Source organism: Niallia yueguangensis, assembly GCF_052663115.1.
In genome coordinates, this window is sequence record NZ_JBQTCX010000007.1 from 176,795 (window position 1) to 199,892 (window position 23,098).

At 36.8% G+C, this 23,098-nt stretch carries 20 protein-coding genes; all 20 read left to right on the top strand.

What is annotated here, in order from left to right:
• The first annotated feature begins 4 nt into the window (after positions 1 to 4).
• The 20 genes from ACTYA4_RS08965 to mltG all read left to right on the top strand — a co-directional run bounded on the left by ACTYA4_RS08965 (position 5) and on the right by mltG (position 22,621).
• The gene (locus ACTYA4_RS08965) at positions 5 to 382 is read left to right on the top strand and encodes a GntR family transcriptional regulator (RefSeq protein WP_443480769.1); all 378 of its coding nucleotides are present in this window, start codon (positions 5 to 7) and stop codon (positions 380 to 382) included.
• Positions 382 to 1,080, top strand: a complete 699-nt coding sequence (locus tag ACTYA4_RS08970; protein ID WP_443480770.1) for an ABC transporter ATP-binding protein — start codon at positions 382 to 384, stop codon at positions 1,078 to 1,080. Before ACTYA4_RS08965 ends, ACTYA4_RS08970 begins: the two co-directional genes overlap by 1 nt.
• Before the next feature lie 21 nt (positions 1,081 to 1,101).
• On the top strand, positions 1,102 to 2,022 hold the full coding sequence (locus ACTYA4_RS08975) for an ABC transporter ATP-binding protein (protein WP_443480771.1): 921 nt from the start codon (positions 1,102 to 1,104) through the stop codon (positions 2,020 to 2,022).
• On the top strand, positions 2,023 to 2,976 hold the full coding sequence (locus tag ACTYA4_RS08980) for an ABC transporter permease (protein WP_443480772.1): 954 nt from the start codon (positions 2,023 to 2,025) through the stop codon (positions 2,974 to 2,976).
• 124 nt (positions 2,977 to 3,100) lie between these two features.
• Positions 3,101 to 3,991: a M23 family metallopeptidase gene (locus ACTYA4_RS08985; RefSeq protein WP_443480773.1), complete on the top strand. Its 891-nt coding sequence runs from the start codon at positions 3,101 to 3,103 to the stop codon at positions 3,989 to 3,991.
• A 195-nt stretch (positions 3,992 to 4,186) separates the two neighbouring features.
• Positions 4,187 to 5,473 (top strand): replication-associated recombination protein A, encoded by a 1,287-nt coding sequence (locus ACTYA4_RS08990; RefSeq protein ID WP_443480774.1) that lies wholly within the window; start codon positions 4,187 to 4,189, stop codon positions 5,471 to 5,473.
• A 143-nt stretch (positions 5,474 to 5,616) separates the two neighbouring features.
• Positions 5,617 to 6,732 (top strand): o-succinylbenzoate synthase, encoded by a 1,116-nt coding sequence (gene menC / locus ACTYA4_RS08995; protein WP_443480775.1) that lies wholly within the window; start codon positions 5,617 to 5,619, stop codon positions 6,730 to 6,732.
• A 74-nt stretch (positions 6,733 to 6,806) separates the two neighbouring features.
• Positions 6,807 to 7,943, top strand: coding sequence for a M20 peptidase aminoacylase family protein (locus tag ACTYA4_RS09000; RefSeq protein WP_443480776.1), 1,137 nt, complete (start codon positions 6,807 to 6,809; stop codon positions 7,941 to 7,943).
• An 807-nt stretch (positions 7,944 to 8,750) separates the two neighbouring features.
• Complete coding sequence (gene cymR / locus ACTYA4_RS09005) at positions 8,751 to 9,170, top strand: cysteine metabolism transcriptional regulator CymR (protein WP_443480777.1); 420 nt, start codon at positions 8,751 to 8,753, stop codon at positions 9,168 to 9,170.
• Between the two features lie 70 nt (positions 9,171 to 9,240).
• Entirely contained in the window at positions 9,241 to 10,383 is a 1,143-nt protein-coding gene (locus ACTYA4_RS09010) for a cysteine desulfurase family protein (RefSeq protein ID WP_443480778.1), read from the top strand.
• A gap of 74 nt (positions 10,384 to 10,457) precedes the next feature.
• Entirely contained in the window at positions 10,458 to 11,573 is a 1,116-nt protein-coding gene (gene mnmA, locus ACTYA4_RS09015; protein WP_443480779.1) for a tRNA 2-thiouridine(34) synthase MnmA, read from the top strand.
• A 436-nt stretch (positions 11,574 to 12,009) separates the two neighbouring features.
• Positions 12,010 to 12,657 (top strand): tetratricopeptide repeat protein, encoded by a 648-nt coding sequence (locus ACTYA4_RS09020; RefSeq protein WP_443480780.1) that lies wholly within the window; start codon positions 12,010 to 12,012, stop codon positions 12,655 to 12,657.
• Positions 12,658 to 12,880: 223 nt separating this feature from the next.
• Positions 12,881 to 15,319, top strand: coding sequence for an SF1B family DNA helicase RecD2 (gene recD2, locus ACTYA4_RS09025; protein ID WP_443480781.1), 2,439 nt, complete (start codon positions 12,881 to 12,883; stop codon positions 15,317 to 15,319).
• Positions 15,320 to 15,591: 272 nt separating this feature from the next.
• Positions 15,592 to 15,783 (top strand): YrzR-like zinc ribbon domain, encoded by a 192-nt coding sequence (locus ACTYA4_RS09030; RefSeq protein ID WP_443480782.1) that lies wholly within the window; start codon positions 15,592 to 15,594, stop codon positions 15,781 to 15,783.
• A 261-nt stretch (positions 15,784 to 16,044) separates the two neighbouring features.
• Positions 16,045 to 17,118, top strand: coding sequence for an AI-2E family transporter (locus ACTYA4_RS09035; RefSeq protein WP_443480783.1), 1,074 nt, complete (start codon positions 16,045 to 16,047; stop codon positions 17,116 to 17,118).
• A gap of 391 nt (positions 17,119 to 17,509) precedes the next feature.
• Positions 17,510 to 20,143 carry an alanine--tRNA ligase gene (gene alaS / locus ACTYA4_RS09040; RefSeq protein ID WP_443480784.1) on the top strand — a complete coding sequence of 878 codons (2,634 nt, stop codon included), beginning with the start codon at positions 17,510 to 17,512 and terminating at the stop codon, positions 20,141 to 20,143.
• Positions 20,144 to 20,315: 172 nt separating this feature from the next.
• Positions 20,316 to 20,582: an IreB family regulatory phosphoprotein gene (locus ACTYA4_RS09045; RefSeq protein WP_443480785.1), complete on the top strand. Its 267-nt coding sequence runs from the start codon at positions 20,316 to 20,318 to the stop codon at positions 20,580 to 20,582.
• Positions 20,583 to 20,586: 4 nt separating this feature from the next.
• Complete coding sequence (gene ruvX, locus ACTYA4_RS09050; RefSeq protein WP_443480786.1) at positions 20,587 to 21,003, top strand: Holliday junction resolvase RuvX; 417 nt, start codon at positions 20,587 to 20,589, stop codon at positions 21,001 to 21,003.
• A 12-nt stretch (positions 21,004 to 21,015) separates the two neighbouring features.
• A complete protein-coding gene (locus ACTYA4_RS09055) occupies positions 21,016 to 21,306 on the top strand; it encodes a DUF1292 domain-containing protein (RefSeq protein ID WP_443480787.1) in 291 nt (96 codons plus the stop codon).
• 175 nt (positions 21,307 to 21,481) lie between these two features.
• Complete coding sequence (mltG, locus tag ACTYA4_RS09060; protein WP_443480788.1) at positions 21,482 to 22,621, top strand: endolytic transglycosylase MltG; 1,140 nt, start codon at positions 21,482 to 21,484, stop codon at positions 22,619 to 22,621.
• Positions 22,622 to 23,098 lie beyond the last annotated feature (477 nt).

Consider the following 23,098-nt stretch of genomic DNA (forward strand, 5'->3'; position numbering starts at 1 on the left):
ATATATGGCAGAAGACTATCATGCAGCAAGACCAATATACTTGCAAATTGTCGATAAAATTATGCTGCAAGTTGCCCGAAATGAATTAATATCAGGACAAAAATTGCCTTCTGTTAGGGAGATGGCCATTGAATCAGGTGTTAATCCAAATACAATTCAAAGGACGTACAGTGAATTGGAAAGGATGCAAATCGTTGAAACAAAAAGGGGCCAAGGTACGTTTATTACGGTAGATGAAAGGATACTTGATGAAATGAAAAAGCAGCTTCAATTTGAAATAATTGATCAATTTTTTTCTAAAATGAAGGAGTTGGGAATGACCGAAACCGAAATGATCGATCAGCTAACATTGTATTTGAAAGTAAGAAAGGGGGATAATTAGTGATTATATTTCAGCACGTTTCGAAAAAATACGGGAAAGAAACAGCGTTGGAAAACGTAGAGCTGCAATTGGAAAAAGGAAAAATATACGGACTAGTAGGCGCTAACGGCAGCGGAAAATCAACAACATTAAAAATGATTGCTGGATTAGTCCAGCCGACTTCGGGTCATGTTTTCGTAAACGATAAAAAGGCAACCCGGAAGATTGCAAGCGATGTTTCTTATTTAACTGAATTAGATATGTTTTATGATGGCTTTACTGTAAAGGATATAATGGAGTTCTCCGCTTCGCAGTTTCCTGATTTCCAGCAAGAAAAAGCAAAAGAGCTGTTAACATTTATGCAGCTTGACCCCGCTAAAAAAATTAAAAACTTGTCTAAAGGAAACAGAGGAAGATTAAAGCTAGTCATCAGCTTAAGTCGAAAAGTGCCAGTCCTTTTATTAGATGAACCATTTTCTGGACTAGATCCAATGGTAAGGGAATCGATAGTAAAAGGGATATTAACCTTTATCGATTTTGAAGAGCAGACAGTCATCATTGCAACACATGAAATAGCGGAAATGGAACCAATTCTTGATGAAGTAATCGCAATCAATAATGGCAAAATTGTTGGTCAATTTTCTGTCGATCAGTTAAGAGAAGAGAAAGGCCAAACTGTGGTAGAGTGGTTAAAGGAAAATATAAAGCATTCATTATAGGATGATTGGAAGGTGAATCAAATGACAAGCATAGTAGAATTAAAAAATGTTTCCAAAGTTATTAAAGGAAAAAAGATTATTGACTCGTTAAGTTTTAATGTAGAAGCTGGAGAAGTATTTGGTTTTTTAGGACCGAATGGTGCAGGGAAAACGACAACGATTCGAATGATTGTTGGCTTAATCTGCATGAGTGAAGGCGATATTCTTATTTGTAAAGAAAGTGTTCGCAAAAACTTTGAAAAAGCAGTTCAGCATGTTGGTGCAATCGTTGAGAATCCAGAGATGTATAAGTTTTTAAGCGGCTATCAAAATCTTATTCATTATGCTCGGATGACGAAAGGAATTACAAACGAAAAAATCATGGAAGTCGTCGAGTTAGTTGGATTAAAAGATCGTATTCACGATAAGGTAAAAACGTATTCTCTTGGAATGAGGCAGAGGCTAGGACTTGCTCAAAGTCTTTTGCATGATCCAAAAGTGCTTATACTGGATGAACCGACAAATGGTTTAGATCCAGCGGGAATTCGTGAAATTAGAGATCATTTACGAATGCTGGCAAGAGAACGGAATATGGCCGTCATTGTATCAAGTCACTTATTATCAGAAATGGAAATGATGTGTGACCGCATTGGCATTATTCAAAATGGACAGTTAGTCGATGTCCAATTAGTAAAAGATTTTGTGGATACAAAAGAGAAGATGTATGAAATAGAAGTAGATAATCCGGACCTGGTTGCAGAAATAATCGGTAAAAGCATGCCAGAAGTGAAAGTCGTTGCTACAACTGAAAAAGGAATAGAAGCACCAATAACAAGAGAAGATTTGCCTGAAATGATAAAACAGCTAGCAGTAAATGATGTCAAGATTTACGGCGTAAAAGAAATTTCGAAAACATTAGAAGATCGTTTCTTAGAAGTAACGAGTTTAAGGGAGGGAGAATAGATGATTCAGCTTGTTCGGAATGAATGGATGAAAATTTGGAAACGTCCTGCAACGATTGTGATGGCACTCATTCTACTATTGATTGTGGCGGTAGCTGGAGGCATTGTAAAATATCAAGATAGTGGCTTAACGGTTCCAGATAATGATAATTGGAAACATGGATTAGAGCTGGAAAACAAACGATTAAAAGAAGAGTTGAAAAATGAAGAGCTGCCAGCAGGAACAGAAAATTTTAATAAAAGAACGATTGCAGTTAATGAGTATCGAATCGCACATGATATTTCTACAAATGCTGATTATTCTGTTTGGAATTTTGTTGCAGATGGATCAAAGTTTATTATACTTGCAGGATTATTTACGATTATTATTGCGGCAGGAATTGTCGCCAATGAATTTAACTGGGGAACGGTGAAGCTGTTATTGATTCGCCCTATTAGCAGAGCGAAATTACTGTTGTCCAAGTATATTACCGTTGTTTTATTTGGATGCTTTATGCTGGTTCTTTTATTTGGTTTTTCGTTTATCCTTGGTGCCTTATTATTTGGCTTCCCGGAGCAGGCTTATCCGTATTTAAACTATTATGATGGCGTTGTAAAAGAACAAAATATCGTAGTTCACTTACTTATTTTTTATGGACTTAATTCAATTGGTGTGTTGATGCTGACAACGATGGCGTTTATGATTTCTACTGTATTTAGAAACAGTTCACTGGCAATCGGCATTTCAATTTTTTTAATGTTTATGGGAACTACTGTTACCTTTATGTTAGCAAACCGATTTGAATGGGCTAAATATATTTTATTTGCTAATACAGATCTAACCCAATACTTTGAGGGAACTCCAATAGTAAGAGGAATGACATTAAACTTTTCCATTATGATGCTCGTAATTTACTTCTTGCTGTTTCATATTCTTGCCTTTTATGTATTTAAGAAAAGGGATGTGGCAGGATAAAAGGTATTTGTAGTAAGGGAAATAGGCTGAGTAGAATGTAAGAGCTGCTCAGCCTATTATGATTTTCGATAAGCGCACGTTTTTGAAATCGAAAAAGCAACATTTATCAAGGGAGTGAAAATAGGTGAAAGGAAAAATGATAGGGATGGCTATAATTGCATTGATTCTAATCGCTGAATGGATTAGTGCCTACTTTATCGGTGGAATAGTTGGAGTTGTCAGTTGGTGGGGGATACTAGGCGGGAGTTTGATCGGCATCCTTGTTTTATTCATATTATTCGTTCTTTTTATTATCAAGCTTGTGAGACGTAAAAAAGTAACAAGTAGCTTTCTCGGTTTTTTCCTTTTATTTATGGTGATGGCTTGGCCTTTTTGCTGGTTTTTAAATATTGGAAGTCTACAATATCCAGCAAAAATAGAACATACCAAACCGCAAGTCTCCATTTATTCTCCATTTTCTGAAGACGTTATCGTTGGCTGGGGTGGAGATACAATGAGTACGAACAACCCACATGTAAAGGTTCCTTTTGAAAGATGGGCGTATGATTTAATTATGAAGCCTCATTCTATTCATTCGAAGAAACTTACAGATTATGGCGTTTTTAATAAAGAGATTATATCTCCTGTTAAAGGAACAATAATAGGTGTATATGATCAAGAAAAGGATAGTACCCCAGGCAAGGAAGAAAAAAAGACAATGATGGGAAACTATATTTTTATTAAAATACAAGAAACGAAAACTTATTTAGTGCTGGCGCATATTAAAAAGGATTCGATAATGGTGAAAGAAGGTCAATTAGTAGATGTTGGCACGCCTTTAGCTAAAGTAGGAAACTCTGGTTCTTCCAGTGAACCACATTTACACATTCATCATCAAAGACAAAACCCTGCAAAAACGAGCATGTATTTAAGTGAAGGGCTGCCTCTGTATTTTAAAAGCGATAGAGGAGACATCATGCCTCTTGGTGGGGAAAGTAAAGAGATTATAACACCTAGACAGGAGCGTGGGAAATAGAGGATGACGGTGGGAAAAAGTGTGCAATGAAAGAAAAAATAAACGTCAGCAGAAAACCAAATGGATGCCGAAAAAACACGGTTGTGGCAGCAACAAATCTCCTCAATTCTTCCCAAATAAACGCACTTATTTTCTTTTTCACGTCTTTTTCCGCTATAATTATAGGTAAGAAGTGTGATAAGAAGGTGTTATAAAATGAACGGTGAACCACTTGCCTATCGAATGAGACCAACTACAATCGAGGAAGTAGTCGGACAAAAAGAAGTAATCGGGAAACAGACAAGTTTATATAAAATGCTAAAAAATGGCTTTGTTCCTTCCATGCTATTATATGGTGAACCAGGGATTGGCAAGACGTCGATTGCTTTTGCGATTGCAGGGACAACGAAGCTACCGTTTATTGCATTAAATGCAACAACAGCGGGAAAAAAAGATGTGGAACATGTTGTTGATGAGGCGAGATTAACGGGAAAAGTGATTTTATTTTTAGATGAAATTCATCGTTTTAATAAGGCGCAGCAAGATTATCTCCTCCCCCATGTGGAGCGTGGTGATATTATTCTGATAGGAGCAACAACGGAGAATCCTTACCACGATGTCAATCCTGCGATTAGAAGCCGGTGTGGACAAATCAAGCAATTAAAGCGCTTAACAGCAGAAGATATTGAAGAATTATTGCATCGTGCCATCGAGGATAAAGAAAAAGGATTGGGAAGCCTTGATATTGCCATCACAAAAGAGCAAATAACGAATATTGCATTAGGAACAAATGGAGATGCTAGAAAAGCATTGACTCTATTAGAATCGATTGTCTACTCATCCGACAAAAAAGAAGATACATATATAGTAAAAGACGAAACGGTAGCGCAAATGCTTGAGAAAGTCGGCGTATTTGGTGATAAAAAGGGATCGCATTTTTATAACCTTTTATCCAGTTTACAAAAAAGCATCAGAGGCAGTGATGTAGATGCGGCGCTTTACTATTTAGCCCATTTAATAGAAACAGGCGATTTAGTTGCCCTCAATCGACGGTTATTAGTTATTGCCTATGAAGATATTGGCCTTGCGAAAACTTCTGTCGGAAACAATGTATTAGCAGCGGTTACAGCGAGTGAACGGCTTGGATTGCCAGAAGCAAGAATACCTCTTTCGGTAGCAGTGGTGGAAATGTGTCTTTCCTCCAAATCAAACGCTGCTTATAAAGCATTAGATAATGCAATTGCTGCTATTCATGCAGGCAAGGTTGGCGACATTCCGATGCATTTACGAGACGGCCACTATGCCGGTTCCAAAGCGTTAGGACATATCGGTTATGTGTATCCACATGATTTTCCGATTGGAACTTTTGGCGGCTGGGTGAAGCAAGATTATTTGCCAGAAAATTTAAAAGGCACACAGTACTATCATCCCACAGAAGCAGGAGAAGAGAAAAAGCTTGGCGCCATTTATGAAAAATTGACAAAGTTACGGGAAGAAAACTAGTAAGTAAAAAATGTATGGGCTGATCTTGAACAGGCCCATTTTTTAATGGGGAAATTATTTTCGAAAGTCGAAATAAATAATTTACAAACTATTCAAAAAGTTGTTAAAATTAATTAATAAGCTATTGCTAGGAAGTGACCAAAATGAATATAGAAAAAATAGTGTTAGAACATGTGAAAATGCCGTTGCTGCATCCATTTGAAACAAGCTTTGGGAACTTGTTTGAAAAAGATTTTTTAATTATACGAATGCACAGTGGGGAACAAATTGGATATGGGGAGTCAGTTGCCCTCCCAAATCCGACTTATAGTGAAGAAACAACTGGCACTATTTCGTATATGCTAGACGAATTTTTAATTCCATTATTATTTAGCAACAAGATAGAGCATCCAGATGATGTTTCTGCGATCTTTGCACCAATTAGGAGAAATAATATGGCAAAAGCTGCGTTGGAAGGCGCTGTTTGGGATCTTTACAGCAAAAAGCAGGGTATTTCTCTGGCAAAAGCGCTTGGAGGAACAAATAAAACCATTGATGTTGGTGTCAGCATTGGCATTGAAAAATCAATAGATGATTTACTAACAAAGGTAGAAAGGTTTCTATCAGAAGGATATAAAAAAATAAAAGTGAAAATAAAACCTGGTTACGATATCGAACCACTAACGAGAATTAGAGAAAAATTCGGATATGATATCCCATTGATGGCAGATGCGAATTCTGCGTACACACTAAAAGACGTAGAAACATTAAAAGAGCTGGATTCATTAAAGTTACTAATGATCGAACAGCCTCTTGCATATGACGATATGATTGATCATGCAACGTTGCAAAAACAAATGACCACACCTATTTGTTTAGACGAAAGTATTCATTCTGCCGAAGATGTCCGCAAAGCGATTGAAATGGAAAGCTGCCAAATTATTAATATAAAAATAGGGCGTGTTGGCGGATTAACTGAAGCGAAAAAGATTCATGATATTTGTCAACAGCATCATATGCCGGTATGGTGCGGAGGTATGTTAGAAGCAGGAATTGGCCGAGCCCATAATATTGCGATTACCTCGTTGGCCAATTTTACGATTGCAGGAGATACCTCAGCTTCTAACCGTTATTGGAAGGAGGATATTATCACTCCAGAAGTTGAATTATCCGCTCTGGGAACAATTGCAGTTCCAGAAATTGCTGGCATAGGTTATGAGTTAAATGAAGCAGTTATTCGCAAATGCTTATTAGATAGAAAAGTATATGAAAATAATTAAGCTATAAAATTGTTGATTTTCAAAAAACAGCAGAGTCTGTTAATTATTATATTGTGAAAAAACGGAGGTAATATATGCAGGAGAAAATAAAAGCATGGGTAGAGGAACGAGAACAAGAAATAAAAGCAATGTATCACTATTTGCATGAAAATGGAGAGATTAGCTGGGAAGAGAAAAAGGCGACGGATTTTATTTGCAAGCAGTTGGACAGCCTGGAAATTCCTTATGAGCGTTTTGCTGACCAAACGGGTGTAATTGGGCTTTGGGGGAAAAGCGATGGACCTGTTATTGGTTTAAGAACGGATATGGATGCATTATGGCAAAATGTGAATGGAGAGTGGAAAGCCAATCATTCTTGCGGTCATGATGCCCATATGACCATCTTGCTTTTTACATTAAAATGTTTAAAAGAATTAGGTGTGAAGCCAACCGGAACGATTAAAAGCATTTTTCAACCTGCGGAGGAAACAGGTGATGGGGCGTTATCGCTTATTCAAAAAGGCGTGATGGACGATATAGATTATTTAATCGGTTTACATTTGAGACCGATTCAAGAAATGCCTTTTGGTAAAGCGTCTCCTGCTATTTATCATGGTGCTGCAGCCATTTTAAAAGGAAAAATATATGGGGTGCAGGCACATGGAGCTCGCCATCATTTAGGAGTCAATGTGATTGACAGTTTAACCGCTATTAATGCAGCTATCCGTTCCATTCCTGTTAATCCTGTCATCCCGGCGACCGTAAAAATGACCTTTGCCCAGGCAGGTGGGAAAAATTATAATATTATTCCTGATTATGCAGAATTTGGTGTAGATGTAAGAGCGCAAACAAATGAAGCGATGGAAGATTTGTTGGAAAAAGTAAACCGAAGCATCCAAAGTGCTGGCGAAGCAAATGGTGCGAAAGTAGAAGTCGAAAGAATATCAGGAATGGTTGCCGCTCAGCCAAATGAGTTTATGGAAGAAGTGGTCGGCGATAGTATTAAAGAAATGCTTGGACCTGAGAATATTGTATTGCCGCCTGTCACACCAGGTGGAGAAGATTTTCATTTCTACCCGCAGAAAAATCAGCAATTACAAGCAACCATGATAGGACTAGGAACCGATTTGCTGCCAGGACTTCACCATCCGGAAATGACCTTTCAGTTAGACAGTCTGTTAAATGGAATAAAAATTATGGCCATGGCAACATTAAAATTAGTAAACAAATAGTTTGGGCACTCGACAAATGTTTTCGATTACTTTAAAACTACATACTATTTATAAAAAACTGCTGTCAATTGGATAGCAGTTTTTGTAAAAAAGAATAGGACGATAAAAACAGCATCAACAAATATGAGCTGAAAAAGGAAAAAATAATAAAAAATATGATATCCTATTGAATAGATAGGATATAAAGTATTAATAATGAACAATATAGTATAGCAAATAAGGCAAAGAACCCATAAATATGCTATAATCTTCTCTGTCTATCAGATTACTTGTATATAAAAGAAATCACTATATTTTAGTGAATGGCTATGTTAAGCTCATTATTGATTTTGGCACTATGTTGATTTTCGTTCCAGGCGTGAAACTCCTGCAGAAAAAGCGAGTCAGATGGAGACCCCACAGGCGCACAACGACGGCACTGAAAAAGTGTTTTATTAGATAAATTATAGGTGAAACACTTTAATTTATTAGGATAAAAATGGTATGGAGAGTTTGAAAACGACCATCATTTTGGTAAGCCTCGGAAAACCGAACGAAAACCTCTGCGTTGCTTGGATTGTCACTACCTATATATTATAGCATTCACTTTTTCAGTGACCTCCGTACAGCGCTGAGTAGGATCCCGGACCGCCCGCGGAAAACGAACGCATCTCGCTGCAATCAAACAGGCAAGTTTAACAAAGCCCAGCGAATAAATTGTTTTTTGATTTAGTTTTACAATGAGGAGCTGGATGATCACCGGCTTTTTTGTTCTTTATTAACTATTACAATAAAAAAACTTCAATAAACCATATAGGGGGAAACATAATGAAAATTTCGACAAAAGGTCGTTACGGACTAACTATTATGATGGAGCTTGCAAAAAAACATGGTGAGGGACCAATTTCGCTTAAATCGATCGCACAAACAAATGATTTATCGGAACATTATTTGGAGCAATTAGTAGCACCTTTAAGAAATGCTGGATTTGTAAGGAGTATTCGAGGAGCGTATGGTGGTTATGTTTTAGGAGATGATCCGAAAAATATTACAGCAGGTGATATTATTCGAACACTTGAAGGGCCAATTAGTCCAGTGGAAGGAATTGAGGATGAAGAGCCTGCAAAAAAAGCATTATGGATGAAAATAAGAGATGCGGTTAAGAATGTGTTAGACAGCACAACGATTGAAGATTTAGCGAACTATCAAGAAGAGGGTGATACAGACACCTATATGTTTTATATTTAAGCTCAGAGGCTTTCATTTGGTGGATATGAACATCTCTTTTAACTAAACTTTTAAGTAGTAGGTGAAAGAATTGGAACGAATTTATGTGGATCATGCGGCAACAGCTCCCATGCATCCAAAAGTAATAGATAAAGTATATCATGTGATGAATGAATGTTACGGAAATCCATCTAGTATCCATTCGTTTGGAAGAAATGCGAGAAATATTATCGACGATGCTAGAGCTTCTTTAGCAGCCAGTATTGGCGCTAAAGCAACGGAAATTATATTTACAAGCGGCGGAACAGAAGCGGATAATCATGCGATTTTTGGAGTGGCAGAAAGCTATAGTGAAAATGGAAAGCATATTATTACGACACAAATTGAACACCATGCTATTTTGCATACTTGTCAACAGCTGGAGAAACAAGGGTTTGAAGTGACGTATCTACCAGTAAATGAATTTGGGGTCATCAATCTAAATGACCTGAAAGAAGCATTAAGAGAGGATACAATTCTTGTTACGATTATGTACGGGAATAATGAGGTTGGTGCGATTCAGCCAATAAAAGAAATAGGCGAATTAATAAAGGACCATCAAGCAATTTTTCACACTGACGCCGTTCAAGCATACGGATTAGAAGAGATAGATGTAAAAGAACAGCATATTAATTTATTATCAGTTTCCTCGCATAAAATTAATGGACCAAAAGGAATCGGATTTTTATATATGGAAAGTGGCATAAGCCTTTCCCCACGCTTTTACGGAGGAGAGCAGGAGCGCAAAAGAAGAGCAGGTACAGAAAATGTTCCTGCAGTCGCAGGATTTCAGCTAGCGGTCGAGATAGCTCAAAACGAAAGACAACAAAAAAGAGAGCAGCTTAAAACGTATAAAAAGATACTTTTACAACAATTAACCGATCACAAAATTACTTATGAACAAAACGGATTAGTTGATAAATCATTGCCTCATGTTTTAAACTTAAGTTTTCCTGGAACTAATGTGGAGGCAATGTTAGTGAATCTAGATTTAGCTGGTATCGCTGCATCGAGTGGATCTGCATGTACGGCAGGATCGGTTGAACCATCTCATGTGTTAGTCAGCATGTTTGGAGAAAATTCAGAGAGAACGAAAAACTCGATTCGTTTTAGTTTTGGACTATACAATACGGAAGAACAAATTGAAAAAGTTGGTCAGGAATTAGCAAAGATTGTCCAAAGATTAACGAAGTGATAATCTATTGTCTTAGACTGCAAAAAAATAATGTTTTATTTATATAGGGTTAGAAAGGCATAAGGGGGATAGAAATGGAAAAAGCACCAAAAGATACAAGAGTAGTGGTAGGTATGTCCGGGGGAGTCGACTCCTCTGTTGCCGCACTGCTTTTAAAAGAGCAAGGATATGATGTGATCGGCATTTTTATGAAAAACTGGGATGATACGGATGAGTTTGGTGTATGTACAGCGACGGAGGATTATGAAGACGTTATCCGTGTTTGCAACCAAATAGGAATTCCATATTATGCAGTTAACTTTGAAAAGCAGTATTGGGATAAAGTGTTTACGTATTTTCTTGATGAATACAAAGCAGGAAGAACACCTAACCCAGATGTCATATGCAACAAAGAAATTAAATTTAAAGCATTTCTTGAACATGCGATGAATTTAGGAGCTGACTATTTAGCAACAGGGCATTATGCACAAGTTGTCAGAGAAAACGGCAAAGTTCGAATGCTGCGTGGAAAAGATGAAAATAAAGACCAAACATATTTTTTAAATCAGTTAACGGAAGAACAATTAAGCAAAGTAATGTTTCCAATCGGCAATATAGAAAAAGCAAAGGTGCGCGAATTAGCTGCAAAAGCAAACTTGGCAACAGCAACTAAAAAAGACAGCACCGGCATATGCTTTATCGGCGAACGGAACTTCAAAGAGTTTTTAAGCGGCTATTTGCCTGCGCAAAAAGGGAATATGGAAACATTTGATGGGAAAGTTGTCGGACGTCATGACGGATTAATGTATTATACGATTGGTCAAAGACATGGTTTAGGAATTGGTGGGAGCGGTGATCCTTGGTTTGTAATCGGAAAAGATTTACAAAGAAACGTTTTATATGTAGGTCAAGGTTTTCACCATGAATTATTGTATTCGGACAGCATTATTGCAACAGATGTCAGCTGGGTTTCACCTGACGCTGCTTCCGAAACTTTTGAATGTACAGCTAAATTTAGATATCGTCAGCCTGATAATAAAGTAACCGTTGAACGTTTGGATGATAACAAAGTAAAAGTTATTTTCCATGAACCGATACGTGCAATTACACCAGGGCAAGCCGTTGTATTTTATCAAGGAGAAGAATGCCTTGGCGGCGGAACGATTGACACCGTGTTTAGAAATAAGGAAAAATTAACCTATGTAGGATAATCATGTAGAGAAACTTTAAAAGTTATTTCTAATCTTTTTCGATGGATCAAAAAGTTGATTCGAATTGGATGGGAATATCATTTAAAGTTTCTCTTTTTTTGTCAATTAAGGTAAGTATGTTTATTTGAAAGGCTGTTTTCGTATAGATTGTTGCTTTTAAACCCGCAGCCTGAATACACTTCGCTTTCCGTGGGCGAGCGTCGAGCCTCCTCGTCGCATACGCTTCTGTGGGGTCTCGTCTTTCTCGCATTCCCACAGGAGTCTACGTATATTCAGTCTGCTGAGTATTTCTTCTCCGATTTTTTTACGTAAAAAACAATAAACTTTGAGAAAACTGCCATTTGAAAACAGCAGACCGTAGCCATTCGAGGATAAAAGGCGAGCAAGGAAGAAGTATGCTATACTTTGTACATAAAGAAAGTAATGGAGTGTTAAAATGGAAAATAATCAACTTGGAATACAATATATGCAAGAAGGAAAATGGGAAGAAGCTGCAAAAGTTTTTATGGAGGAAATCGAAAAGGATCCACAAAACCCTGTTTCTTATATAAATTTTGGCAATGTATTATCTGCGTTAGGGGATCAAGAAAGAGCGTTGACTTTTTATAAAAAAGCAATCGAATTAGATGAAAATGCAGCTGCTGCTTACTATAGTGCAGGAAATGTTTATTTTGAAAATGAAAAGCTAGACGACGCAAAAACGATGTTTGAATTGGCCATACAAAAAGGGATGGAAAACAGCGATAATTTCTTTATGTTAGGTCTTACCCTTATTGCTTTAGAAAATCCGACAATGGCGATTCCTTATTTACAAAGATCGGTTGAGCTGAATGATCAAGATGCGGAAGCTTATTTTCAATTAGGATTATGCCTTGCACAAGCAGAATATATAGAAGAAGCAATCAAGCAGTTTAACCAATGTGTTCAATTAGATCCTAATCATGCAGATGCTTATTATAATTTAGGGGTCGCATACGGTTTTAAAGAGGACTCAAAAAAAGCAATGGAAATGTTTAATCAAGCATTAGCGATTCAGCCGGATCATATGCTTGCAGGCTACGGCAAAAAAATCTTAGAAGCATAAGTTCTAGATCATTTTTATCAGAAACGAACATGAGCTACTATTCACAACCCTTGGTGGAAAAGAAATAAAAGTATAAGCAGGCTCCATACAATGAAGGCGGCGTGAGCGAAGCTAAACCTTTCTGCTTACTAGGAAAGCAAAAAGAATGAGCACCATCATGTTACAGCTGTTATTGCAATACGCGCAGCTCCGTCCCCTTTTCCATAGAAAGGAGGGAGCGTACTTGGAAGAACAAAATGCAATGGACCTTTTTGCTGATCAGAAAAAGTATATTAAAGGACGTCAACTTGTCACTATTTTCCATAATGAGCAAAATTTATATACGGTGATGAGAATTCGCGTCGATGAGACGAATGATAGCTATGATGATAAAGAAGCCGTCATTACAGGTTATTTGCCGAAAATTCATGAAGATGAAACGTATTGTTTTTTTGGTGATTTTAAAGAACACCCTAAGTTTGGTATACAATTTCAAGTTACCTCTTTTCATAAAGAGATGCCGCAAACCAAACATGGGATTATAACGTATTTATCCAGTGATTTATTTAAAGGAATCGGCAGAAAAACAGCGGAAAATATTGTGGAAACATTAGGAGAAAATGCAATATCGCAAATTTTAAATAAACCATCGCTGCTCGATACAGTCCCAAAACTTCCGCCTGACAAAGCAAAAGTTGTGTATGATACGTTAATGAAGCACCAAGGATTGGAACAGGCGATGATTGCATTGCATCAATTTGGGTTTGGTCCACAGCTTTCGATGAAAATATATCAGACATATAAAGAAACGACTTTAGATATTGTGCAAACAAATCCTTATAAATTAGTAGAAGATGTTGATGGGATTGGTTTTGGGCGTGCTGATGATTTAGGTTCACAATTAGGCATTACGGGCAATCACCCTGACCGATTAAAAGCGGGCTGCTTTTATATTTTAGAAGTTGCAAGCGTTCAAGAAGGTCATGTGTACATACAAGCTGAGTATTTATTAGAAAAGGTAAAAGATCTTCTCGAGGAAAATAAGCAGGAAGAGATAGAATTTTCTCGTATTGCTGAACAAATCATCCACTTGGAAGAAGAAGGGAAAATCATCGTAGAAGATAAAAAAATCTATCTTCCCTCCCTCTATTTTTCTGAAAAAGGGCTTGTTCGAAATATTCAAAGAGTTTTAGAGCAATCCGAATATGCGGAGCAGTTTCCTGAATCAGAGTTTTTATTAGCATTAGGGCAATTAGAGGACAGGTTAGGCGTTCAGTATGCTCCGTCACAAAAAGAAGCGATTCAAACCGCTTTAATGTCTCCAATGCTCATGTTAACGGGTGGTCCAGGAACAGGAAAAACGACCGTTATTAAAGGGATTGTTGAATTATATGGAGAGCTGCATGGCTGTTCATTGGATCCGAAACAATATAAAAAAGAAGAAGTATTTCCATTTATATTAGCGGCGCCAACTGGAAGAGCTGCTAAACGGATGACGGAATCTACTGGTCTGCCTGCGGTGACGATACACCGATTATTGGGATGGAACGGTTCGGGAGAATTTGATCGGGATGAAGATAATCCATTGGCAGGAAAAATTTTAATTGTTGATGAAACATCGATGGTAGATATATGGCTTGCCCATCAATTGTTTAAAGCGTTGCCAGAATCTATTCAAGTAATCCTTGTAGGGGATGAGGATCAATTGCCTTCAGTGGGACCTGGACAAGTATTAAAAGATTTACTTGGATCACAATGCATCCCAACGGTCCGATTAATTGATATTTATCGCCAAGCAGAAGGATCTTCTATTATAGAACTTGCTCACGAAATGAAAAAAGGAACATTGCCAAGCAATATTACGCAGCAGCAAAAGGATCGTTCCTTTATTAAATGTATGCCGAGCCAGATTGGGGAAGCAATTAAAAAAGTCGTCTTAAATGCAAAAAATAAAGGCTATGCCCCCATGGATATTCAAGTATTGGCACCGATGTATCGAGGTCCAGCAGGCATCGACCGCTTAAATGTCATTCTTCAGGAGATATTAAACCCTAATCCTGATGGTACAAGAAAAGAACTGCAGTTTGGTGATGTTAAATACCGTATTGGAGATAAAGTGCTTCAGCTTGTTAATCAGCCGGAAAACCATGTGTATAACGGCGATATGGGAGAAATTGTTTCGATTTTTTATGCGAAAGAGAATACCGAAAAGCAAGACATGGTTGTTGTATCTTTTGATGGAATCGAAGCAACCTATACACGCCAAGATTTAATGCAGATTACGCATGCGTTTTGCTGTTCTGTGCATAAATCGCAAGGAAGTGAATTTCCGATTGTGATTATGCCGATTGTAAAAAGCTACTATCGGATGCTAAAACGAAATTTATTGTATACCGGAATAACACGAAGCAAGCAGTTTTTAATACTTCTTGGCGAGTTGGAAGCAATGGAGATTGGAGTAAGCAGAAATGATGAGCTCTCCCGGCAAACAACCCTTCAGGATAAATTAAAGGAAACTTTATTGCAGCCAAATAATGCAAGCAGCCAAATAGAAGTTGATTCTAACGAAGATGCACATAGTTTATTTTATAGTGATCGAATAAACGAAATTGATCCTCTTATTGGAATGGAAAATATAACTCCATATGATTTTATGGAGGATAATTTTGAAAACATCAAGTGATGTGAATATTAAATGACTGGCAATGATTACAGGGCATACTTGCAGTACATAAGAGAAAAATAATATCGTTATTCTATTATTATGAATAACAATATTATTTTCTTTTACCAATTGATTGCTTATAAAAAAATAAATGCCGACTCCTAAGAAGAATTAATTGGTATAAATGGGCAGATTTTAGGACAAAATGGGAATACTTGAACGGTGCTATTTTTCCTTTGCAAAAGTCGGAAAGATATGATCGTATGATTAATATAATTGAGGTGTTTCCCATGTTAAAATGTCCAAACTGCCAAAGCAAAGATATCGGTAAAATTGGCATAAGCCAATATTATTGCTGGAATTGTTATATTGAATTATCGTTAGTAAAAGGGGTAATTCATACACATCAAGTAGAAGAAGACGGCAGTTTAAGTTCACTTGATGATTTATTTGCAGAAGATGATCGCCGGTTTATATTGTAAGATACAAGCCATAATATTGCAGGATATTCTGTGATATTGTGGCTTTTATATGTCTGGGTTTTGTCGATATTTGTAAAAAAATCGATAAATCGGAAAAAAACGAAGATAAAATAGATAAAAAAGAAGATAAATCGAAAAATTCAAAGATAAAATAGACAAAAAAGAAGATAAATAAAAAACGGGGATAAAATTCTCGTTAATAAATCCACAATTTGCATAAAATCCCTCTATCTCACCCAAAATAGAAGCGGAGGGTGTCTTATGGATATAAGAATGAAGTGGTATTATCGTTTAGCATTTACGTTATTATTGTTTATTGTATTATTTGTCTTTATTAAATTATCTCCAATTTGGATGCCTATAGTAGAAATAATATTAAAAGTTGTTTCTCCATTTATTATTGGTGCTTTTATTACGTATTTACTACATCCAGTTATTGAAATGCTGCATCGTAAAGGCTTGCACCGAGGAATGGCAGTTGCTCTTATATATATTTTATTTTTTGGCGGACTTGGATATGGATTGTATAAAGGAATTCCTGTTTTTATCCATCAGCTTGAGGAACTAACCGAAAATGCACCGGATCTTGCCAATCAGTACAGAGGTTGGATTCAATCTATTCAAGAGAAAACAAAAGCGTGGCCGCCGAACTTGCAAGATAAAGTGGATAATGGCATTGAATCATTTGAAGTGAAAATGGATGGCCTCGTTACCAAAGTATTAAATGGGGCAATGGAGATGGTAAACTCCTTTATTATTATTATGTTAATTCCATTTATCTCCTTTTATATGTTAAAAGATATAAACGCCGTAAAAAAAGCAGCTTGGTTTATTACACCAAAAAAATGGAGAAAGAGCAGCGCCGTTTTTATAAAAGATGTGAATGTATCTTTAGGAAGTTATATAAGAGGACAGTTATTTGTCTGTTTTATTATTGGTGCTATTTCTTCTATTTTATTTTGGCTGTTTCATTTCAAGTATCCATTAGTACTAGGCATGATTATTGGCATTACAAATGTCATTCCTTATTTTGGACCAATTATCGGAGCTGTGCCAGCTGTTATTATAGCATGTACAATGTCCGTTAGAATGGTGATTATTACGATTGTTATTATTATTGTTCTGCAATTTTTAGAAGGCAATATTTTATCTCCCTATATCGTTGGAAAAAGCCTGCATTTGCATCCCCTTATTATTATGTTTGCTTTACTAGCAGGGGAAAAAGTCGGAGGGATTGTAGGAATGATTGTTTCTGTTCCTATATTGTCCGTACTAAAAGTAGCACTTATCCATATGAGGAAGCATTTCGGAAGAAGAGAGATGAACGAAGGATAAAGAGAACGTTATTGACAATACTGCGTAATAATCAGTATAATGCGAAATGTAGAATAAAATTAAGACAATATGTTGATAGATTGAAGTAGATTATAGTCCACTTTCATGCGTAGTGCATACTAGAGAGGAATTTCCGTAGGCTGGAAGAAATTCTAAGTGAAGGATAATCGAAAGCTATTTCTTGAATGCAGCTAATCCCTGCCGTTTTTCCGCGTTAAGGAATGATGAGAGATGGTAATGTTTATTGTTGCCGTAATCAGGGTGGTACCGCGAGTAAAACTTTCGTCCCTGTCCAGGGATGGAAGTTTTTTTTATGCTGAAAATTTCATATTTCACTTATCTTGTATTAATCAGATAAGTATATTTTTTACATAATAGGAGGTTTTTTATAGTGAAAGTATTAACCGGAGCACAAATTAGAAGGAAATTTCTAGAGTTTTTCCAAGAAAAAGGACATGCAGTAGAACCTAGTGCATCATTAGTTCCCCACGACGATCCTTCTCTTTTATGGATAAATAGTGGAGTAGCTACATTAAAAAAGTATTTTGATGGACGAGTAATTCCGGAAAATCCAAGAATTACGAATGCGCAAAAATCCATTCGAACAAACGATATCGAAAATGTAGGAAAGACAGCAAGGCATCAAACTTTTTTTGAGATGCTAGGGAATTTTTCTATTGGCGATTATTTTAAAGAAGAAGCAATTGAATGGGCATGGGAATTCTTAACAGATGAAAAATGGGTTGCTTTTGATAAAGAAAAATTATCGGTAACCGTTCATCCAGAAGATGATGAAGCTTATGCCATCTGGAAAGACAAAATCGGTATACCGGAAGAACGAATTATTCGTTTAGAAGGGAATTTCTGGGATATAGGAGAAGGTCCAAGTGGTCCGAATTCAGAAATATTTTATGACCGCGGACCAGAATACGGCAATGATGAAAACGATCCAGAGCTTTACCCAGGTGGAGAAAATGATCGTTATTTAGAAGTATGGAACCTTGTTTTTTCCGAATTTAATCATAACCCTGATGGCACATATACACCACTGCCAAAGCAAAACATTGATACAGGTATGGGGTTAGAGCGTATGGCATCTGTTATCCAAAATGTGCCGACGAATTTTGATACAGATTTATTTGTACCGATCATTCAAGCAACTGAACAAATCGCTGATGTAAAGTATGGAAAAGAAAAGCAATTTGACGAAGCATTTAAAGTAATCGCAGACCATATCCGCACGGTTGCGTTCGCAATTGGAGACGGGGCGCTTCCTTCTAATGAAGGCCGAGGTTATGTAATTAGAAGATTATTGCGCAGAGCAGTTCGTTATGCGAAAACCATTCATATTAACCGTCCATTTATGTTTGAATTGGTGCCAGTTGTCGGTGAAATAATGGTGGATTTCTATCCAGAAGTAAAAGAAAAAGCTGCATTTATTCAAAAAGTAATGAAAAGCGAAGAAGAACGTTTCCATGAAACACTTCATGAAGGGTTGGCGATCCTTGAAGCTGTAATAGAAAAAGCAAAAGCGGAAGGTACTGAAATCATTTCGGGTGCAGATGTTTTCCGTTTATATGATACGTATGGTTTCCCTGTTGAATTAACAGAAGAGTATGCAGAAGAACAAGGCATGAAAGTAGATCATGATGGCTTTGAAAAAGAAATGGAAAGTCAACGAGACCGCGCCCGTAAAGCAAGGCAAGAAGTAGACAGCATGCAAGTTCAAAATGCTGAATTAGGAAATATTAAAGCAGAAAGTGAATTTGTAGGGTATGATGCTTGGACAACTGAATCCAAAGTAATCGTGCTATTAAAAAATGGCGAACTTGTTGATACAGCACAGGCTGGTGATGAGATTCAATTTATTTTGGATAAAACACCTTTTTATGCTGAAAGCGGCGGTCAAATTGCGGATATCGGAACTTTACAAGCAGAAGCAGCTTTAGTAAATGTTAAAGATGTTCAAAAAGCGCCAAACGGACAAAACCTTCATAGTGGGGTTGTAACAGAAGGTGTTCTAACAGTCAATAGCACAGTAACGGCAAATGTTGATAGTGCCAACCGTTCGAAAATTATTAAAAATCATACGGCAACACATTTATTGCATCAAGCATTAAAAGATGTTCTAGGTACACATGTAAACCAAGCAGGATCATTAGTTCAAAGTGATCGTCTTCGTTTTGACTTCTCTCATTTTGGCCAAATTACTGCAGAAGAACTAGAACAAATAGAAAGAATCGTTAACGAAAAGATTTGGGATAGCATTGCTGTACAAACCGATTATAAAAATATCGAAGAAGCTAAGGCGATGGGAGCAATGGCATTATTCGGTGAAAAATATGGGAAGATTGTCCGCGTTGTACAAGTTGGAGATTTCAGTTTAGAGCTTTGCGGTGGATGTCATGTTGATAATACTTCTGCAATTGGATTATTTAAAATTGTATCTGAAGCAGGAATTGGAGCTGGCACACGAAGAATTGAGGCAGTAACTGGTCAAGCAGCATATCAACAGTTAACAGATCAAATCGGCTTATTAAAAGAAGCTTCAGCAAAATTAAAAACAAATCCAAAAGATATTGCTGGACGCATTGATGGCTTATTAACAGAAGTGAAGCAGCTGCAACGGGAAAATGAATCGTTAGCTGCTAAAATCAGCAATATTGAAGCGGGGAATCTTGTAGATAATGTAAAAGAAATCAATGGTGTAAATGTTCTTGTTGCTAATATTCAAGGGGTAGATATGAATAATCTTCGCACGATGGCAGATGACTTAAAACAAAAAGTAGGATCTGTTGTCATTGTTCTCGGCAGTGTCAATGAAGGAAAAGTGAATTTAATTGCAGGAGTAACAAAAGATTTAATCGAAAAAGGCTACCATGCAGGAAAAATTATTAAAGAAGTAGCAACACGTTGCGGCGGCGGCGGCGGCGGCCGTCCAGATATGGCTCAAGCTGGAGGAAAAGATCCTTCTAAATTACAAGATGCGCTAAATTTTGTAGAAGAATGGGTAAAATCCGTTTGATATTATGAGTAAGTAGTGTAAAATGTAGGTAACTATTAACAGAAATCGCTCTAATAGAGGTTGTTCAAAAAGTCCGGGAAATAAGCTTGCGAATTTCGGTTTCAGCTTGCTTCTTCGCTCTTTTTGTCCTCCTTTTTGAACAGGCATGAATAGAGAAATGAGGTGTTGTATAATGAGCTCATTCGACAAAACAATGAGATTCAATTTTCCTGAAGAACCATATGAGCATGATATAAAAGAAGTATTATATCAAGTATATGGTGCGCTTCAAGAAAAAGGTTATAACCCTATTAATCAAATAGTTGGTTATCTACTTTCAGGAGATCCTGCTTATATTCCAAGACATATGGATGCACGTAATATCATTCGTAAACTTGAGCGTGATGAGATTATTGAAGAGCTGGTTAAGTCTTATTTAAAACAGCAACGAGAGGAATAAACAAATGCGAATTATGGGCTTGGATGTAGGCTCAAAAACAGTAGGTGTATCGGTAAGTGATGCACTTGGTTGGACAGCACAAGGAATTGAAACGATTAAAATTGATGAAGAAAAAAACGAATTTGGTTTTAGTCGATTAGAAGTATTGATTGTTGAGCATGATGTAAGTAAAATAGTTGTTGGCCTTCCTAAAAACATGAATGGCAGTGTTGGATTTCGTGGCGAGGCTAGCATGCACTACGCAAAGCTGTTAGAAGAAAAGTTTGGCCTTCCAGTCGTTTTGTGGGACGAGCGTTTAACAACGATGGCTGCGGAAAGAATTTTACTGGAAGCAGATATTAGCAGAAAAAAAAGAAAAAAAGTCATTGATAAGATGGCAGCATCGATGATTTTACAAGGCTATTTAGACAGCCAAAAATAATGAGGTGAAGAAATGGAACACGGTGAAACAAATACAATTACAGTAGTGGATGAAGAAGGCAATGAGCAGTTATGCGAAATCCTTTTTACATTTGAATCAGAAGAATTCGGCAAATCTTATGTATTATACTATCCAATTGGCGAAAATGATGATGAGGATGAAGAAATTGACATCCATGCATCTTCTTTTATTCCAAACGAAGAAACTCGTGATGGCGAACTTTCTCCAATTGAAACAGATGAAGAATGGGATTTAGTAGAAGAAATGCTAAATACATTCCTGTCAAATCAAGACGAAGAATAATAAATTTGGAGGCGACCTGAAATTAGGTCGTCTCCTTTTTGGTTGAATGAAAAAAGTACCGTATTTGCAGCATTCTGCTATTTTCTGCGACTTACAATAAATATTATAGTATAATGAGTCGAGATATGAGTTTTTTTGGGGCGGTTTTTAGCCCTTGTAGCTAGGAGGGAAATACGTGTCTAACGAAGATAAAGAAGAAAAAAATAAGAAAGAGTTGTTTTGGGAGAAAATGATAGAAAGACAAAACGAAGCGAAAATAGTAAGGAAAATAGTTGGCAGGATTGCGATTGCCTTAATACTAGTAATTGGGATTATAGCTCTTACAGGTTATTTTTATATTAACTCCGCATTAAAGCCTGTTGATCCTGGCAGTAAAAAAGAAATAATTGTCGAGATTCCAATAGGTTCAAGTGTATCAAGCATTGCTCAAGCGCTAGAAGATAAAGGCCTCGTAAAAGATGCAAGAGTGTTTAAATATTTTGTGAAATTTAAAAATGAGTCCGATTTTATGGCAGGAGAATATCATATGAATCCTTCCATGACGTTTACCCAAATTATTGATAGCTTAAAAACAGGGAAAGTGTTGCAAAAACCAATATTTACATTAACTATTCCTGAAGGAAAGCAATTAGATGAAATTGCTGCGTTAATTGCGAAAAAAACAAAACAATCAGAAAAGGATATTATAAAACAGCTGAATGATGAACGTTTTATTCAGACGCTTATGAATAAATATCCTGACTTATTAACAACAGAAATGTTGGCAAAAAATATTAAGCATCCGCTGGAAGGCTATCTTTTTCCTGCAACGTATTCTTTTTATAAAAAAAATCTTTCTCTTGAAGATATTGTAACCGTTATGTTAGATAAAACGGAAAGTGTTATACAAACATATCAGGGAGACATGGAAGAAAAGGAAATGAGTGTACATCAATTTTTAACGATGGCGTCACTGATTGAAAAAGAAGCGACGAAAAAAGCAGACCGTGACAGCATCGCAAGTGTATTTTATAACCGGATAAAAGAAGGAATGCCGCTGCAAACGGATCCAACGGTATTGTATGCACAAGGAAAACATAAAGCGAAGGTGACGTATAAAGATTTAGAAGTGGACTCTCCGTATAATACGTACCAAAATAAAGGCATGCCGCCTGGGCCGATCGCCAATTCAGGAACGATGTCGATGGAAGCAGCAATTCATCCTGAACAAACAGACTTTTTATATTTTTTAGCCTCCAAAGATGGAAAAGTACATTTTTCGAAAACATTAACTGAACATAATAAATTGAAAGCTAAATATATCACCAATCAATAATGAAAAAATTTATGAGGGAAAGCAGATTAGTTAGCTTTCCCTCTTATTTTATGTTAAAATAGTACAAGTGTTTTTAAGTAAACGATGAAATGATAAATGGATGTTTTTTTGTTATATGCTTCGCGAGTGTGATTAGTAGTTAGGTTCTTTATATAAGAAGCTAACTATTTTCGGGTGGAGCATTTTTTAAAAGATGGCTATGATAAAGCTCATTGTTAATTTTGGCACTATGTTGATTGGAGTGGAAGGCGTGAGACTCCTGCGGGAAAAGCGAGTCAGAGGGAGACCCCACAGGCGCACAGCGCCGAGGAGGCTCCCGGACCGCCCGCGGAAAGCGAACGCCTGAAGCGGAAATCAACAGGCAAGTTTAACAGAGCTATAAAGATAAGAATGTATAAATTTTTTAACTTAGATGAGTGTCTAGCACAAGCAGCCAGTTCTTGTGGAAAAATAACCATTTTCCTCTAAAAGTAAAAG